Origin of the sequence: Ktedonosporobacter rubrisoli (genome assembly GCF_004208415.1) — a bacterium.
GTDB lineage: Bacteria > Chloroflexota > Ktedonobacteria > Ktedonobacterales > Ktedonobacteraceae > Ktedonosporobacter > Ktedonosporobacter rubrisoli.
This window is the reverse complement of record NZ_CP035758.1, coordinates 5,313,132-5,328,403: the sequence shown is the minus strand read 5'-3', so window position 1 is coordinate 5,328,403 and position 15,272 is coordinate 5,313,132. Positions and strand designations below refer to the sequence as shown.

The 15,272-nt window shown below is 50.6% G+C and carries 15 protein-coding genes; 6 read left to right on the top strand and 9 right to left on the bottom strand.

Annotated elements, in window-relative coordinates; translation table 11 throughout:
• Nucleotides 1–88: 88 nt before the first annotated feature.
• Together EPA93_RS23270 and EPA93_RS23265 are read left to right on the top strand one after the other, a co-directional pair.
• On the top strand, nt 89–502 hold the full coding sequence (locus EPA93_RS23270) for a DUF3830 family protein (protein ID WP_129889798.1): 414 nt from the start codon (nt 89–91) through the stop codon (nt 500–502).
• Between the two features lie 247 nt (nt 503–749).
• Nucleotides 750–2,153: a nucleobase:cation symporter-2 family protein gene (locus tag EPA93_RS23265; protein WP_129889797.1), complete on the top strand. Its 1,404-nt coding sequence runs from the start codon at nt 750–752 to the stop codon at nt 2,151–2,153.
• Between the two features lie 68 nt (nt 2,154–2,221).
• Here EPA93_RS23265 and EPA93_RS23260 read toward each other — a convergent pair whose 3' ends face one another.
• Nucleotides 2,222–3,331, bottom strand: a complete 1,110-nt coding sequence (locus tag EPA93_RS23260; protein WP_129889796.1) for a hypothetical protein — start codon at nt 3,329–3,331, stop codon at nt 2,222–2,224.
• 336 nt (nt 3,332–3,667) lie between these two features.
• Nucleotides 3,668–4,984: a tetratricopeptide repeat protein gene (locus tag EPA93_RS23255; RefSeq protein ID WP_129889795.1), complete on the bottom strand. Its 1,317-nt coding sequence runs from the start codon at nt 4,982–4,984 to the stop codon at nt 3,668–3,670.
• Nucleotides 4,985–5,329: 345 nt separating this feature from the next.
• Here EPA93_RS23255 and EPA93_RS23250 point away from each other — a divergent pair, with 345 nt between their 5' ends.
• The 3 genes from EPA93_RS23250 to EPA93_RS23240 all read left to right on the top strand — a co-directional run bounded on the left by EPA93_RS23250 (nt 5,330) and on the right by EPA93_RS23240 (nt 6,622).
• Nucleotides 5,330–5,785 carry a hypothetical protein gene (locus EPA93_RS23250; protein WP_129889794.1) on the top strand — a complete coding sequence of 152 codons (456 nt, stop codon included), beginning with the start codon at nt 5,330–5,332 and terminating at the stop codon, nt 5,783–5,785.
• Between the two features lie 73 nt (nt 5,786–5,858).
• The gene (locus EPA93_RS23245) at nt 5,859–6,323 is read left to right on the top strand and encodes a hypothetical protein (protein ID WP_129889793.1); all 465 of its coding nucleotides are present in this window, start codon (nt 5,859–5,861) and stop codon (nt 6,321–6,323) included.
• A 5-nt stretch (nt 6,324–6,328) separates the two neighbouring features.
• Complete coding sequence (locus tag EPA93_RS23240; RefSeq protein WP_129889792.1) at nt 6,329–6,622, top strand: hypothetical protein; 294 nt, start codon at nt 6,329–6,331, stop codon at nt 6,620–6,622.
• A 134-nt stretch (nt 6,623–6,756) separates the two neighbouring features.
• On the opposite strand, the gene EPA93_RS23235 is transcribed toward EPA93_RS23240, so the two are convergent.
• The 5 genes from EPA93_RS23235 to EPA93_RS23215 all read right to left on the bottom strand — a co-directional run bounded on the left by EPA93_RS23235 (nt 6,757) and on the right by EPA93_RS23215 (nt 10,881).
• On the bottom strand, nt 6,757–7,593 hold the full coding sequence (locus tag EPA93_RS23235) for a class I SAM-dependent methyltransferase (RefSeq protein ID WP_129889791.1): 837 nt from the start codon (nt 7,591–7,593) through the stop codon (nt 6,757–6,759).
• 132 nt (nt 7,594–7,725) lie between these two features.
• Nucleotides 7,726–8,073, bottom strand: coding sequence for an ArsR/SmtB family transcription factor (locus EPA93_RS23230; RefSeq protein WP_129889790.1), 348 nt, complete (start codon nt 8,071–8,073; stop codon nt 7,726–7,728).
• A 131-nt stretch (nt 8,074–8,204) separates the two neighbouring features.
• A complete protein-coding gene (locus EPA93_RS23225; RefSeq protein ID WP_129889789.1) occupies nt 8,205–8,846 on the bottom strand; it encodes a class I SAM-dependent methyltransferase in 642 nt (213 codons plus the stop codon).
• 248 nt (nt 8,847–9,094) lie between these two features.
• Nucleotides 9,095–10,159, bottom strand: a complete 1,065-nt coding sequence (locus EPA93_RS23220) for an epoxyqueuosine reductase (RefSeq protein ID WP_129889788.1) — start codon at nt 10,157–10,159, stop codon at nt 9,095–9,097.
• A 122-nt stretch (nt 10,160–10,281) separates the two neighbouring features.
• Nucleotides 10,282–10,881, bottom strand: a complete 600-nt coding sequence (locus tag EPA93_RS23215) for a TetR/AcrR family transcriptional regulator (protein ID WP_129889787.1) — start codon at nt 10,879–10,881, stop codon at nt 10,282–10,284.
• Between the two features lie 308 nt (nt 10,882–11,189).
• Here EPA93_RS23215 and EPA93_RS23210 point away from each other — a divergent pair, with 308 nt between their 5' ends.
• A complete protein-coding gene (locus EPA93_RS23210; protein WP_129889786.1) occupies nt 11,190–11,999 on the top strand; it encodes a hydroxypyruvate isomerase family protein in 810 nt (269 codons plus the stop codon).
• A gap of 125 nt (nt 12,000–12,124) precedes the next feature.
• On the opposite strand, the gene EPA93_RS23205 is transcribed toward EPA93_RS23210, so the two are convergent.
• Together EPA93_RS23205 and EPA93_RS23200 are read right to left on the bottom strand one after the other, a co-directional pair.
• Complete coding sequence (locus EPA93_RS23205) at nt 12,125–13,015, bottom strand: 3-keto-alpha-glucoside-1,2-lyase-like domain-containing protein (RefSeq protein WP_129889785.1); 891 nt, start codon at nt 13,013–13,015, stop codon at nt 12,125–12,127.
• A 21-nt stretch (nt 13,016–13,036) separates the two neighbouring features.
• A complete protein-coding gene (locus EPA93_RS23200) occupies nt 13,037–15,259 on the bottom strand; it encodes a protein kinase domain-containing protein (protein ID WP_129889784.1) in 2,223 nt (740 codons plus the stop codon).
• Nucleotides 15,260–15,272: the final 13 nt, after the last annotated feature.

Below are 15,272 nucleotides of genomic sequence, written 5' to 3'. Positions count from 1 at the left end.
TAGTTTCGACGATCAGGCCCGGCAAATCCTATGGGCGGCTGGATCAGACATGCCCGATGAGCGAAATTCTGCTAAAGGAGTGTATATCATGACTATGCTGCGTATTACCGCAGGCCCCTTTGTATTTACTGCGCGTATGGAGGAAGAAAATGCGCCTGAAACCTGCGCAGCCTTCAGCAAGCTTTTGCCGTTCCGCAATAAGTTGATTCAGGCGCGCTGGAGCGGCGAGTCAGATTGGATTCCTCTTGGTGATTTTCAGGTCGGGGTCGGCTTTGAGAATCATACCAGCCATCCCAGCCCCGGCGAGATTCTGCTCTATCCCGGAGGCTATAGCGAGACCGAGATCCTCTTTCCCTACGGTGCCACGTGCTTTGCTAGCAAGCTGGGACAGTTGGCCGGCAATCACTTCCTGACGATCGTAGAGGGACGGGAGAATTTGCGCGAACTGGGGCGTGTCGTTCTGTGGGAGGGAGCTCAGGATATCCTCTTTGAGAAGCTGTAAGCATTTGGGCAGGATGCCATAAGCTGGCCAAGGCTGCTTTCTTTACGATTAAGGATGTTTTCGACATGGAAAGGACTGTTATCGGTCACATGGCTAAAACATCGCTACGGACGCCCAGCCGCTTTAAATTTTGCTGGTAAGGTTATGCTATGCTCGTCATGCGGTATCGTATTTCGCCCTGTATTTGTGCATCGGCGGGCAGAAAGCCCCTGGTGCATCGGTAAGTGGATTGCATATGGAGGTCAGTATGCTGAGAAATGGCCCGGACGTTGCAAAAGAGCTGCCATCGAATGTTCACCCCGTAGATCAGAGACTTCCAATTGGCCAGTTATGCATTTATGGCTTGCAGCATGTCTTAGCCATGTATGCCGGAGCTGTAGCGGTTCCACTGATTCTTGCCGCCGCGCTAAAGCTCAGTCAGGAACAGCTCATCTATTTGATCAATGCCGATCTTTTTACCTGTGGTGTGGCAACGCTGATCCAAACCCTGGGGCTGGGCCGCATTCCGGTAGGGATCAAGCTACCAGTCATTCAGGGCTGTACGTTTGCCGCCGTCACGCCGATGATTCTGATTGGGCAGGCGCATGGCCTGACCACGATCTATGGCTCAATTATCGTGGCGGGCCTGGTAACGCTCCTGATCAGTCCCTTTTTTGGGCACCTGGTGCGCTTCTTTCCGCCTCTGGTTACCGGCATCATTATCACGATCATCGGCCTCTCTCTGATGCCGGTGGCCGTCTCCTGGGCTGGTGGTGGCGATACTGCCTCGCCGCAGTTTGGCAATCCCGGCAGTGTGGCCCTGGCCTTTATCGTGCTGGTGGCGATCTTACTTATTTATCGGCTCTTTAAAGGCTTTATCAGCAATATTGCCGTGCTGCTGGGCTTAGTCGTTGGCACGCTCATCGCTATTCCCTTTGGCATAGCCAACTTCTCCGGTGTGTTCTCGGCGGGCTGGATCGGTATCACTACGCCCTTTAAGTATGGCTGGCCCACCTTTGATCTGGCCTCCTGCGCTTCCATGACGCTGGTTATGCTGGTCACAATGGCCGAGACGACTGGTGATATCATTGCAGTAAGCGAGATTGTTGAGAAGCCGCTGACGACTTCGGCCCTGACGCGCGGCTTGAGCGCAGATGGCCTTTCGACGGTGATCGGTGGTATCTTAAATGCTTTCCCTTATACAGCCTTTGCGCAGAATATCGGGCTGGTTGGTTTAACTGGAGTCAAGAGCCGCTTTGTGGTCTCGGCTGCCGGAGGGATCTTGATTTTGATGGGCTTGTTTCCGAAGCTGGCAGCGGTTGTGGCCTCTATCCCAGCACCGGTGCTGGGAGGCGCGGGCATCGCGCTTTTCGGGACCGTGGCGGCGAGCGGCATCAGGACGCTGACCAGGCTCAAATTTAGCGGCAACCACAATTTAATGGTGATTGCGGTCAGCCTGGGTGTTGGCTTGGTCTCGCTTGGCGTGCCAAACTTTTATCATCACTTCCCCTCTTGGATACAGATCATCTTCAATAGTGGGATTACCTCGGGTGCGATAACTGCTATTGTGCTCAATGTTCTGCTTAATGAGCTTGGCGCCAGGCCGGCGAGCGCTCCTGAGCCGGAGGTCGAGGCAAGCGGAACCGGCGAGGCGGAATATATTCAAGGCTAATCCAGGACAAACCACGTAAGATCAGGCTCTCTAGCATGTTGCCAGGGAGCCTGAAATTATGATGAGGACTAGTGAAACAGACGTGGGCTTTTGACCCTCATAAGTGCCAGTTCTAAGCTCACACTAAAATCTTCGTAGGGATGACGCTCTTTTAGTCCCTGGAACAAGGCTGTCACCGGTTTCAAGTATTTGTATTGCCCCGTTGCCTCAAGTGTGTTCACTACTTGCTCAGCCGTTGCCGCCGCGATAGGATCGTAGCCATTGTCATGGTAAATCTGGGCCTGTATCAGGTCGGTATCCTGCTGACGGCAAATATTCATGAGCTTGCCACTTATTTTTCGCTCTTGTTCTACCCTCAACAAGCATTCCTGAGCCCGCTCGGGCGCGCGCAGTTTCTTATCTACGGGCCGCATAAGCGCCGCAGCTCGATCTAGCAAGTAGCGCTCTCTATCGTAAGAGACAAAGAACAGATAGTTGCTAGTTATTGCCGTTCTCGTGAGGTTTTCGGCCTCATCGAGGTAGAGGAGGGCATTTTTTTTCTCATCCTCGCTTTGAGCGGCTGCGGCCTGGGCACGGGCGGCAACAGATAAAGTTGCACCTCGTAATTGAGCCGGAATACGCCACTTATGCTTGTTTTGTTTAATTTGCTCTAGATTGAGCAAAGCTTGCTCACGATCTCCCAAATCATCGAATAATATTTCACGCCGGTACAATACGATGGGTAACAGATCCGTGCAGGCTTTCTCACGGGCTAGAAGCAGAGCATTTGTTAGATAGCTTTTCGCTGCCTGAAAACTTCTTTGTTCTTTAGCTATTTCTGCAAGCTGTATCTGATATCCACACAAGAGCCGTATTATCTCTGGTTTTTGCTGGGTACGAACATAGAGCGCAATATCGTGGAGCCGATCAATACGTGTCAAAGTATCATCTACTGCCGCTTCCAAGCCATTTGGATAGCCCTCTGTCCAGTAGCTCTGTAATGTTGTGTAATACTCTTCTACGTCGATATGCTTGGAGGCCGGGCCGGGAATGGTGGCCTGCTCTGCTTGCGATTCATCAGCAGAGAGAAACGAATCGAGGCCTACAGCGGCCAGCAATACGGGGGGAATGTTTAAAAGTTTTGCCAGTACAACACGCCTTTTCGGATCTTTAGGAAAGAAACCATCTGTTTGTTCCATATGCTGTAGCGCCTTCCTAAAACTGGCTGCCTTTCTGCTACTTGTGCTATTCTCATCCACGAGTGATGAGCCATTTGCATTTATCACTCTGAACGTTTCTCCACACACAGTACTCTTAAAATGATAACTATCGATTGCGTCGCCTTAAGTATGTCATTACCTTGTCTAAAAAAGCAAACGCAGGTAAGTCTAATAGAGAAGCATTCCATCTGCTTAGAAGGATCTTATAGTGAAAAAGAGGAACGAAGAATAGAATATATCTATGGCTAAATCATGGCAGGAAACGCAAGATAAGGCTCTCTAGCATGTTGCCAGGGAGCCTTTTCAATGCCCTTATTATGAAAGGAACAGGTTAGGGCGTACAGCTCTAAAAGCCCGACCGAATTGTTTTATCTCCCTATCTCTTCCATGCTTGCTCTTTTCAAGATCCTGCTGAATATTTGCCAGACGAGCAAGGTTATACTCGCTCTTTACAGCTTGTGAAGCATTGAAGGCACTTTTAACATATGTAACAGCCTCATCTAAATCGTTCATGCCTAAATACGCTCTGGCTCTGAGAGCATCAAGGTAGGCAAAGCGCCGTGGAAGATTGATAGGGGTTACCTCTTCTGCAATTTCTAGCTCGCCCAAACTTTCTGAAAACATTCCCATGGCAATGAGCGCTTCTGCACGGGTGAGATAGTACCAGCCGGGACTAAACCTGACAAAGTTTGGATCATCCTCCAACTGAGATACAGAGAGATTGTTGTAGCTCTGATCGAGCCGTTTCATCACCAGGCTCTTATCAGTTGCCGTTGTTGCGGTATGCGCCTGGACCAATCCCCATTCCAGCGCTATAAAACCTTTCATGAGAGGCGTAGCTGTCTGTGCGTAGCTGAGTGCTATATCTATATCAGGCTGCGCTTTCTGTATAGCTCCCCATTGCGCTGCTTCGTGAGTTATACCCTGCTCAAAGAAGGTGATGCCGCGCCGATAATAAGATATTACTAGTAAATCTGCATCTGGCTTAGCCTGGCTACGAGCATATTGTATTGCTTTATCGGCATGAAGCAATGCGTGCTCATAGTTTTGCTGCTCTCTAGCGGCATTAGTTCCGAATTGATGATAGCGGGAAAGAAGAGCAAGCCCGGGTTCTCTGTTATTCGCGTTTGTGTTGGCAAGCAGCGCAGCTAGATTCTGGGTGGTGTATGCTACATCATCTAATGCTGCTTGCCCATGACGGTGATAATAGCCGTCAAAGTACAGCTTTAGGGCTTGTTGGTGCTCTTCAATAGAATAGTGATCTAATGACTGCTGTTTTGAATTCCTATTGACCGGTTTAGGCGTATGATCTAGAGCCTGGGTAAGCGGAAGTTTCTCTAAGCTCTCGTGCAATCCCAAAAGGGCATAAGGGATGCCTAGAATGCCTGCAAGAACCCTACGGCGGGTAATGTCTGTTGGTATGGTATTATTTTTTTCCATGTGCAAGATCGCCTCCCTGGATTTTGACTTTTCATGAAGAGCTGCTCCATAAAGCTCTCCCAGTTTCTTTGCTCTCATCTTCTTCACTGCCACACGAAAATGACGCACTACTTCGCCCTCGTTAGGATAGCCAGCTTCATTCATGCTAAAAGGACCATATTTCGTCCCGTTCACCAGCCAATAGTATTGCATTGCTTCCACTTCTTCCCCCGTATGTACTAGATGCGCGCCCCTTAATAACCTGTATATAAATATTATAGTTGTTAGTTCGAACCTTATCTTGTGTATGTAATGTTGTAGGATTACATGCCGTTAAAACTGTTTTATGGCCTCATGCTATACTTCTCTTGCTTGTAGTGATAGTGATTATCTTTAATCTTCCACATCACCAATCTCTACGTCCACAGGCTAAATACTTGAAGAATCATTTCACTACAAGCTCCATTCCCTGATTGGGAGAGGATAAGCTGAAAGCGTATGTAGTGCTGCAGTGGAGTTATCTGCTATAGAAGTGTTGTCAGTGAGAAAGAGGGACAAATGAGCGAGATAACAGAGATACGAAAACGGATCGAAGAAAATTATGAGGCCGCGTGGAGAGCCCTCCATGCACCTGCTATGGTAGCAAGCCATACCATTATCAGTCAGAAGTTATCCCAGGTACAAACATATCATGAAGAGCTCGCAAAACTTATGGGAGAAGAACAGGCCCATGAAATAGTCCTATCTATTGGGGCTAAGGCACAACAAACTGTAGTAACTGCCCTGGCAACCAAACCAACCCTACGACAAGTACTCACAGAGTCTCATATCCAAGCGGACAGGCTAGCGCTTGTAGCTGGAACCGGCGCCAGTATTGAATATCTTGCCGAAATTGGGGTACCCATCGCAGAGAAGCACGCCAACGCCTTGCTAAGGGCCCTATCTCAGCTCACCCACAAAACATACACCTTAAACGATGTAGCGATCAAGATCGCTTCCATGCCTGGCGGCTAGAGCATGAACCAGCATATGTGCAAATTGGTCGGTGGGAGTTCAGAAATATTGCGAGGAAAGGTGGGATACACCTATGGGCGACGGTAGAGGAAGTAAGGTACTTCCAATCAGACTGGAGCTACGTCCCTCTCAAAGGCATTTATTTCAGCAGTTAAAGAATCTATTTCCGGCCCTCGAACCGGATATGCGGAACATAGAGCAGAACAGCTATTGTTACTTTGCAGCAATCGACCTGGCCGCACCGGGCTTAGCTCAGGCCGCCTTCTTGCAGCAACACCAGATACATTACACAGATCTGCATAAGGAGCGCGAAGAGCTCATTCAAGCCAGCTTTCAGGGTATAGAGATAAACGGCGTGCTCATTCAAGCCGTGACCTGCGCGACGGATTCGCAAGGCCAGGTGATTGCCTATCTTGAAGGGAAAGAGCGAGATGCGCGCGCCTTGCCAGCCGCTCCTTACTGGCAAGGAGAAGAGAGCGGCGAGCATATCTTTATAGTGAATTTCCCTGCCAATTGGTATCTCAAAGGGGTGAGGTAGAGGTTATGGAGAGAAAGTTGGGATTGTTATCAGCAAGTGAATTAAGCGAGCAGACACAAATAGAGCTGCTGGATCTGGAACGCTGCATTGAAGAGCTCTCTCTACGCGCCAACTTACAAGGCTATACCGAGCAAGTCTACACAGAACTCCTGGCTATTGTTATGCGAGCCGATGTACATATGAGGGAGCTTAAAGTTGGCGATCTCGTCACGCATGAATGGATTATGACGCGGGAGACCATTTCACGTGAGATAGAGAGCAGAACTGACGGGCAAACAACTATTTCCCGGGGTTGCTAGCTTTGCAGACAGTCCTTTCCGTTTCCCCCGTTGGATCAGGTACTTTCGGGCGAGTACCTGATCCTTTTATTTGCCTGCTTTACCGTCAGGAACTTACTGAAGCCCTGGCAAATCTCTGCTAGCAAGAGTGGATATCAAGCGCTTTTCTCACCCTCTAGATAGAGCATGGGCACGCTCATACGAAGCTCGCTCTGCGCCTGAGCTAGCTGGTTGAGCTTATTTTCAAGATGGGCAAAGATCTGCTCCTCGTCTTCTGGCTTGACGGTTTGTCGCCATCCGCCCAGGAAGCCAATTTTGCTTAGGTGATGATTGAGAAGGGCGCTCCCATTGAGATAGCGGAGCTGGAATTGCTCCTCTTTCACATTGACGATGCGGAAATCGTTGCTCTGGAGAAGCTCCACAAACCCTTCTTTGGTCCCTCGATGGGACTCATTTTGAGCTAAGCGTTCCAGATAAGCGCTTTTGCCCAATTCGTGTAGGGTAGCGCGAAAAGCTGTATAAAATTCGGCCATATGCCCAGAAAGGTTAGTGGTCATGACGAGGCGCGCTTTGGGTCTGGCCACGCGCATGCATTCGGCCATTACGGCATCTGGATTGGCAAAATTATTGATGCCCAGGTTGGAGATGATGAGGTCAAAGCTTGCATCGGGAAGTGGAAGGTGCCGGGCATCGGCCTCTAGAAGCTGCACGTTGGCCAACTGGTAAAATTGTAATTTGGCCCTGGCCCGCTCTATTCCGCCCTTCCAGTTGTCAACGCCAGTAATCTGGCAAGTGCTGCCAAAGCTATGAGCTAGCTCAAAGAGCGGAAAGCCGGTTCCACAGGCCAGATCCAGGATCTGCAAGTTGGGGCGCAATTCAAGATTATTCAAGAGCAATAGGCCAAATCTTGCGGCCCATAGCGAGCATTCGTCAAAGAACGAGGCTGTTTCAGCACTTTCGGCATCGTAGGTGAAGCGTAAGTAATCCTGCATCTGGAATCCTTTCTCGCGTTTGCCTCTCCGGGATTCCAACGAGACAAACTGTTACATAATTCTCTAGCAGAGTTTAGCATATGCTCCATCTACGTCGCTTGGCCAAGAGCGCTTCCAGGCAGGCCAGGTAGCTTATATCTGGCTTTCAGCGTGCAGATATCTTTGCTGAAAGCTGAGGAGAAAGCCTTGCAGAGCTTCGCGCTGCACAACATAGTAGATGCGCTTCCCATACCTTTGTTCGTGTATTAAGCCTGCCCGTTGCAGCTCGCCTAAATGATAGGATAGCTTCGAGGCCGCTATTGTTTGTAATTTATTTAACAGATCCTGCGGGCACATCGCGCCAGTAAACTGCGGATGGCGCGGTGCCTCACAATCCTGATCTGGTCCCGCGACAAGCAAATCAAGGATCTGTAAACGTGTTGGATCGCTCAATACGCCGGCTATGAGGGCAAGCGCAGGCTGCGGTTCTCTCGTGTTCATGCCCTCTAGTTTAGCACAAAGACGACAATCATTGCAATTTTTGTTGTAATGATTGCTGGCCCGGTGCAGGATAAAGTCTCGCTAGCTCTGGCGGCCTGGTTTCAGCTTAGCGCGGGCCGCTTCTGGCATAATTAAGGCCACTTGTTCTTGATGGCCGCGATGCGTGTCTGGCCCATGGGATCGTGAGCTAGCTGGCTTGCTTTGACCATTGCTACAGAGAAGCCCCATTGTCTGAGCTGTTCATTGATCTTGAGCTCAGGAGAGGCCGTATGTTTGCCCAGATATTCGGCTACCAGTAAATATCCGCCAGGGAGTACATAAGCCTCTAAGAGACGCTGCACGAAAGCTTGATGTAGTGAGGCCGGAATGTAATCAAGCGTGGTATTCACATAATCAAAACGCTGCGGAGGCGACCAATTCCAGGCATTGCCGACAAAGATCTGTCCTGCATATTGGGGCAATCTCTGGCGTGCCAGGGTGGCCAGCTTCTCCGAGAAGTCAAGGCCATAGGGCGTAATCTGCAAGTTGCGCTCCTGGGTCCAGCGCAGAACACATTCCAGCAAATAGCCATTGGCACAGCCGATATCCAGGAAGGTGCCGGAACTGCTGATGCAATCGGCGATAGGGCGGCGCAATACCTCCCAATCCTGCGCTGTACGCGGTGTGCGCAAGCCAACACCCGATTGTTGCCAGGGCTGGCTTCCTGCCAGATAGGCAGTTTCTAGAACGATTCTATTGTTATCAAACCATCTATTAAGCTCTGCCTCATCCATTGTATCTATTATTCTTTCCCTAAGGACACACTCAATAAGCTGATGGTAAAGCACTTGAGCCCTTAAGTGTGCCATAATGCAGGACTTGATGTCAATTCAGGCAGGCGATGGGCTGTCCCGCTCTATTTAAGTTCGAAGGGTTTCAGAACTCAACTGGCGATCGACGGGCCGCTCTGATATGCCGCGTATGCGCTCTTTGGGCGTGTGGACCACTTGTTTGCTGGGCCACTATGGACCCCCGAGCTCTATTACTTTCTCCGCTTCACATGACGCACGATTTTGTGGGGAAAGCGCCGACGTACATGCGTTTCCGCTTGAGATCCGGCCTCGACATAGACTGGCTCAACCTTTTCCTGAAGAGGTTTGACAACTGTTTGTAGATGCCCTTTGCGATTCCTGAGGTATGGACCAATCACGTCTTCTCCTGCCGGACAGACCGCCATACAATAGGCAGCTTTGTAATTGGGCTGAAAGGCAAGGCTCTGCCACATGGACATGGTTTCTGCCGGCGTGAATTGCTCGCGGTAGGCGCTTACATCGGGACTCTCAATCATGGTCTCGGCCCATTCAGTGAAGCCGCCGAGAAATTCGCGATAGTTGTGCGTCATGCAGGCAGTGAAATTGAAGTGCCCATCCGGGCTGATGGCTCCCACAGGACAGGCGGCCACACACAACTTGCATTCGAGACAGGGATTATAAGCTACGGGATGGCTCTCTTCTGCGATATCGGCGTCTATGATTACTGTCCCCAACAGAATGAAGTTGCCAAAGGTTGGATGAATGACGTTCCGATGGATGCCCATCATGCCCAGGCCAGCGGCAACTGCCACAGGTTTGTGGGAAATCAGCCAGCTTTTTCGCTGCTCAGTGAGACGTGCCACTTCCATCGGGAAACCCGCTGCTTCATTCATGGCGCGAATACCGTGCTCCTGGAGCCGGGCGGCGATGGTATGACTGACAGTTTTCACGTAATCGTTCACTTCGTGGAACTCGACATTGGCAACAGAACGCGCAGGCGAGCGGATAGGCTCGCGATTCATCTTGCACACAAAGCTAATCAATGTACGTGCAAAAGGCGCGTGGGCGAGAATATCGGCGCGTTGATCGTCGAGCTCGGGTCGGGCGAGCGAGACAAAGCCGACATCATCGGCGCCGGACTCCAGGCAGAGCTGTCGTAACCACTTTACGTCAAGAGGACCTGACGACATAGCTTCTTGTTTCTCATGATCCTGCTGATAGGCGTGCTGTACTGTTGGGTGCGTGCGCATCTTGAGTGGCAACTCTTGAGGATCGGGAAGGGGCATCGCGGGCATAGTTTCATCCTTTCATCTATCGTTGATCTGATTTTATATGATGACCATCATATAAAAAGAATACATGATGATTGGCGGCGTGTCAAGGGAAGAGCGTGGAGAGGAACTGGTGAGGAGCGAGACTACTCGTTCTCCATAGAAGTTTTGCCGAAGGCCTGAATAGCATAGTCGCGATTGCTGCGCAAGATGCGTTCGCTTAATGCCGGATCATTGACAGCTCGGGACAGCAGCAATGAGCCAACCATCTCCGAGAGCAGGGCTATGGCCCTATCATATCGCTGCTCATCGGTATCTTCTGGCAAAACGGAAACAACGAGCTGAAGGAGCTTTTCGTATCCTTCCGTAAATGCAGTACGTACTTCTTCCGGACGCCGCGCAACATCTGCAGCCAGGGTTGGCATGATACAGCCGGTAGCGGGATTATCACGATGATAAACGCTAAGATAGGCATCTAGCAGGGCTGAGATTTTTTCGTTCGCTGGCGCATTGTCGATAGCCTGCGTAAGCCTCTCCAATGTCTCGGCTATTCCCGTGTGGCAAATTTCGGCGAGCAGGGCATCCTTGTTACGGAAATGGGCATAAAAGCCTCCATGTGTCAGGCCTGCTTGCCCCATGAGATCAGCGATGCCAACGCCATTAACGCCCTCAACGCGGATCTGTTGGGCAGCGTTCTTAACGATGCGTTGGTGCGTTTGCTGTTTCTCTTGCTGGGAGCGCTTCATTTCCTTTCCCTTTCTTGGATCGCTAACGCGTCTCCAACTCGTTGGAGCATGTTTCCTATCTTCTATAGAAGATCTATAGCGCCGGTCCTCTCAAGTGCATATGATGATTATCATATAAACTAGGAAGGGATATGTCAAGGGAGGAGCGTAAAACGCTGGTCATGATGTCGGCTCTAATAGGTGTTGAACTGGCTGTCCCGCTGTTTCGACAGTAATGATATAAATGTTAAAGAGGATGCTAGAATTGTGGGGAGTATCTTTGCGCCTGCAAGCGCTTTCTATCAAGAAAGGGGTTATTTGAAAAGCTTATGTTACGCTTCGATGTGAATATATCTATCCTGCTCAAAGAAGTGCCATTTCTGGAGCGAATTGCCTATGCCGCACGTCTGGGCTTTGGCGCCGTTGAGTTCTGGTGGCCGGGCGAAGAGAATCTTGACGAACTGGCTAAATTGCTGCGCGCGCATGGGCTTAAGGTCGCCTTGATGAATTTTGCTGCCGGGGATATGGCGGCGGGAGAACGTGGCTTCCTCAACGATGCCAATCGGCACCAGTGGTTGCGTGAGCATGTACCCCAGGCCCTGGAGTTTGCTAAGCGTATTGGCTGTCAACAATTAAATGCCCTGGTGGGTAACAATCTCGAAGGCGTAAATCGGGAAGCGCAGCTAGAGCAGGTTCGCGAGAATCTGGCCTGGATAGCAGATGAAGCGGCGCGAGCCGGACTTGGCGTCGTCGTCGAGTCGCTTAACAGCTTTGAGAATCGACGCTATCTGCTTACCAACACAGCCGAGACCCTACACTTGCTGGCGCAAGTGAAGCGGCCTAATCTTAAATATCAGTACGATGTTTATCATATGCAGCGTATGGAAGGCAACATCATTGCCACCTTGCGCGAGCATATTGCGCAGATAGGCCATATCCAGCTCGCGGACTCCCCGGGCCGCCATGAGCCGGGCACCGGCGAGATTCACTATCCCCATGTCCTATCAGTCATTGACGAGCTTGGCTATCAAGGCTACATCGGCCTGGAATATAATCCGCAAGCTGGCTCAGAGGCTAGTTTTGGCTGGTTGCCTGCCGAGCGGCGCGAGGCTTTGGCTGTCAAGGATTTACGGCTCTAACCTGAGCTCTTTAAGCATATTTATCAGCTTTACAAGCGGCGAGAACTTATAGAGAACTCCCACAATGCCCTCTATAGGACTCTCGCCGCGTCCTTCTGGACACGCTTAGCAAACCTGCCGACTATCTATAGCGTCCAGACCCTGGCGCTGGTATAGGCTACATCGGTGGGACCTCCGGTGGCAGTAACGCCGATGTTGCCCTGCTTATAGGTTCCGTTACTCAGGCCTAATACATGTTGCTTGTTAATGTAAATATCAAGTTTGTCACCTTGGGCAATCACTGTAAGCTCGTTATTCTGATCGGCGCGAAAGGCTGAGAGCGTGCTGTAAGTGAGAAGCTGTGAATCTTTATCGCTCGTATAGATTAAAAGGCTATAAGATCCATCCTGATCAATGCGAAAGAGATATGCCTTACCGGACGCTGGATCAGCACGAAAGACTACTCCACCTCCTTGCCCTTTGAGAATCTTCATCTGTACATCAAAGACAAAGTTGCTGAAAGATGAGGCATTGGCATAACACGCATTGGTGAGGACAGAACTGTTTTCTATCACATTGTAAGCTCCTGACTGAAAATGGCATGCTGCATTTGCATTGTCTCCATCAGTCCAGGCGTTGCTGCTGTTATTGTGAAGCGTATCATCAAGTTGCAAAGTACCGTTATGCGGTGGGAAAGGATTGCCCGAGGCCGCAACTGTGGCGGTCGCATCTGTAATGGTCGCTGTGGCCGTAGCCTGAGCCATGGTGGTAGCCGTTACCGCCGCCATGGCCACAGCTGTGGCTTTATCCCTCTTGCTGTGGCTTGCGACAAAAGCCGTAGAGATCGTCTTAACGCGGGTAGCTGCCTCGGTCTTGATCTGGGCCGTGGCTGTGCCATCGAGCTGCACGAAATTGAGCAACTCAATACTGGCAATGAGCAGCAAGGCGACAAGCCCGATAAGCCAGCTAACTTTGCGCGGAGGCAGGTGTTTGAACTGCTTCAAGAAACCTGTGGGTTGCCTGTCTGTGGGTTGCATAAGCCTCTTTGCCCTCCTTAGCTATATGTTCCAGACCTTGACGTTGTTAAAGTCTGCGGTCGTGGTATCGCTGGCATTATCGCCGGCCGCAACTCCTATCTGGCCCTCGGTATCGAGAGCATCGCTTACGCCGTCCAGGCGTTGCCCATTGGCATACAGGTCGATCTGTCGGCCTTTAGCAATGACGGCAAGGGTATTGCTCTGGCCTGTCTTGATGGCCTGGTTAGGGCCGCCACTAAGAATAGTGATGAAGTAGTTGTTTTCAGTGTTATAGAGCAGAGCGTATCCGCCTTTAGTGTTAATGCCAAAGTAGTAATAAGAATTTTTTGTGTTGTTAAAGCGAAAGATTATACCTCCAAAGCCGCCTTGAGTGAAAGCTATCTGCGCTTCATAAGTGAAATTGTGGAAGCTGCGGCCAGCTGTGCAAAAGTTAGAGCTTTTGGCGACTCCCTGCACTTCATACGTATTATTGCTAAAGCTGCAGCCTCCAACATTGTTCCAGCCGTTGGAAGCATTGCGCGCCTGTAAGGAATCGCTGAAAACAAGCATACCATTGTTGGGCGGGTAGGGGTCATGAGCTGTGGCCGCCGTTGCGCTGGCCTGGGCCGTATATGTCGCAGCGTAGGCCGTCGAGACTGATTGGATCTGGGCCGTGGCTGTGGCATTCACTCCCTGCGTAACGAGCGTATTAACGCGGGTAGTATAGAATATGCTCCCGCTGAGCAGTAGAATGAGGGCGATCAGCAGCATGAGCGAAATGTCCCTTATCAATGGCCTCTTCCAGAGCGGTTGAGCCGTATTGCCGCGTAGCGTAGTCGTCAAATGGGAAATGCTATTAAACGTGCGGTGGGAGCCCTGCGAGATAGCCGGAAGCATGGCTTGTTTGAACTGATAAAGCTTGCTAGTGATTGGGCTCAAAAGCTGATTGCTAGGCCGACCTTGTTTAATAGTAGGCTCGTCCTCGACTGAAAAAGGTATGCCAGCAGGAGTATTCCCCTGGATGTTATCGAATGGGATAGCCGTAATAGTTGGTAATTCCTCGATATTATCCTGTGGATATTTGCCCGTAGGAAGTTCTTCGATTTCTCTCCGGTAATTTTGCGTTGGGAGCTCTTCAATATCGGGTGGCTGGCGGGAGGCAGTGATTATCTCTTCTGGAATGATTGGAATAGGCGTGGTATCTTTCCCAGGCTGCTTGATAACGATGGTAAGAATAAGATCGCCTCTTGGGCCCTCAGGAGAGGCCTCTCCCTGTCCCTCCAGATATAACATCTGTCCATTTATGCTGCCTGCGGGAAGCGCCACCTTCATTTGTCTGCCTTCTGGCAGGTAAATGGTTTTTGTTGTGCCGGTGCGGGCTTCCTGCGGGCTAACATAGAGCGTTGAGCGTAGATCGCGTCCAACGCGTGCAGCCTCGCTAAAGGCGTTGGCGAAGCTGATAATGGTGGGAAAGCGCCCCTCGGGTTTGCTGTTGAGCGCATGTAAGAGTACGCCGTCGAGTGCGCCCGGCAAGGAGGAGTTATGCTTGCTGGGTGGTGTTGGAAGTTGTAGTCTATCTGAATCCTCGGCAAAGGGTAAGGTATTGGTGAGGAGATGATAGGCTATAGCTGCCAGGGCGTATTGATCTGTGGCGGGCAGGCTCTGGCCCGTCAGTTGCTCTGGGGCCAGATAAGGGTCTGTGGAGAGCTGATGCTTCAACCTGGCTCTGGCCGCAGGGGTGATGATAGCGAAATCAACGATAGCGATATCTGACAGCGGCGATGCCTGGCTATCGTTGAAAAGGATGTTAGCAGGTTTGAGGTTTTGATGGATGATTTGCTGCTCATGAGCAAATTGGAGTGCATCAGCGATCTGGGAGATGACACGGGCAATTTCTAGTGGAGAGCGAAGCTTGACCGTGCTATCTGTATCGCTTGGAAGCCAGTTTTTAAGGGAGCCGTTTTGATAGTATTCGGTTACCAGATAGGTATAGTCAGTTCCATTAATAGCCTTCTCCCCGTATTCATAGAGCGGGGCGATGTAAACCTGATTCAAGTGCGATAGCGCCTCGGCCCTGGACAGGAAGAAGGCCACAGCCTCCTGGCTTGGCATCTCATTGAGTTGGGCAAGAGACTCTACACGGTATGCTTTGAGCGCTACCTGCCGGTCGGTGTGCGTGTTTATAGCTAGATAGGTCTCGCCATTGCTACTACCAATATGCTGGAGGAGATGATAGTGATCAATGTTTTGTCCTGCTAGTAACATCTTTCTCTCCTTG

What these genes read in the sequence shown, in the direction of transcription:
- EPA93_RS23235 (WP_129889791.1), bottom strand. Translation starts at nt 7,593, where the DNA reads ATGCAGGATTACTTACGCTTCACCTACGATGCCGAAAGTGCTGAAACA.
- EPA93_RS23205 (WP_129889785.1), bottom strand. Translation starts at nt 13,015, where the DNA reads ATGCAACCCACAGACAGGCAACCCACAGGTTTCTTGAAGCAGTTCAAA.
- EPA93_RS23260 (WP_129889796.1), bottom strand. Translation starts at nt 3,331, where the DNA reads ATGGAACAAACAGATGGTTTCTTTCCTAAAGATCCGAAAAGGCGTGTT.
- EPA93_RS23210 (WP_129889786.1), top strand. Translation starts at nt 11,190, where the DNA reads ATGTTACGCTTCGATGTGAATATATCTATCCTGCTCAAAGAAGTGCCA.
- EPA93_RS23245 (WP_129889793.1), top strand. Translation starts at nt 5,859, where the DNA reads ATGGGCGACGGTAGAGGAAGTAAGGTACTTCCAATCAGACTGGAGCTA.
- EPA93_RS23270 (WP_129889798.1), top strand. Translation starts at nt 89, where the DNA reads ATGACTATGCTGCGTATTACCGCAGGCCCCTTTGTATTTACTGCGCGT.
- EPA93_RS23220 (WP_129889788.1), bottom strand. Translation starts at nt 10,159, where the DNA reads ATGCCCGCGATGCCCCTTCCCGATCCTCAAGAGTTGCCACTCAAGATG.
- EPA93_RS23230 (WP_129889790.1), bottom strand. Translation starts at nt 8,073, where the DNA reads ATGAACACGAGAGAACCGCAGCCTGCGCTTGCCCTCATAGCCGGCGTA.
- EPA93_RS23255 (WP_129889795.1), bottom strand. Translation starts at nt 4,984, where the DNA reads ATGCAATACTATTGGCTGGTGAACGGGACGAAATATGGTCCTTTTAGC.
- EPA93_RS23200 (WP_129889784.1), bottom strand. Translation starts at nt 15,259, where the DNA reads ATGTTACTAGCAGGACAAAACATTGATCACTATCATCTCCTCCAGCAT.
- EPA93_RS23225 (WP_129889789.1), bottom strand. Translation starts at nt 8,846, where the DNA reads ATGGATGAGGCAGAGCTTAATAGATGGTTTGATAACAATAGAATCGTT.
- EPA93_RS23250 (WP_129889794.1), top strand. Translation starts at nt 5,330, where the DNA reads ATGAGCGAGATAACAGAGATACGAAAACGGATCGAAGAAAATTATGAG.
- EPA93_RS23265 (WP_129889797.1), top strand. Translation starts at nt 750, where the DNA reads ATGCTGAGAAATGGCCCGGACGTTGCAAAAGAGCTGCCATCGAATGTT.
- EPA93_RS23240 (WP_129889792.1), top strand. Translation starts at nt 6,329, where the DNA reads ATGGAGAGAAAGTTGGGATTGTTATCAGCAAGTGAATTAAGCGAGCAG.
- EPA93_RS23215 (WP_129889787.1), bottom strand. Translation starts at nt 10,881, where the DNA reads ATGAAGCGCTCCCAGCAAGAGAAACAGCAAACGCACCAACGCATCGTT.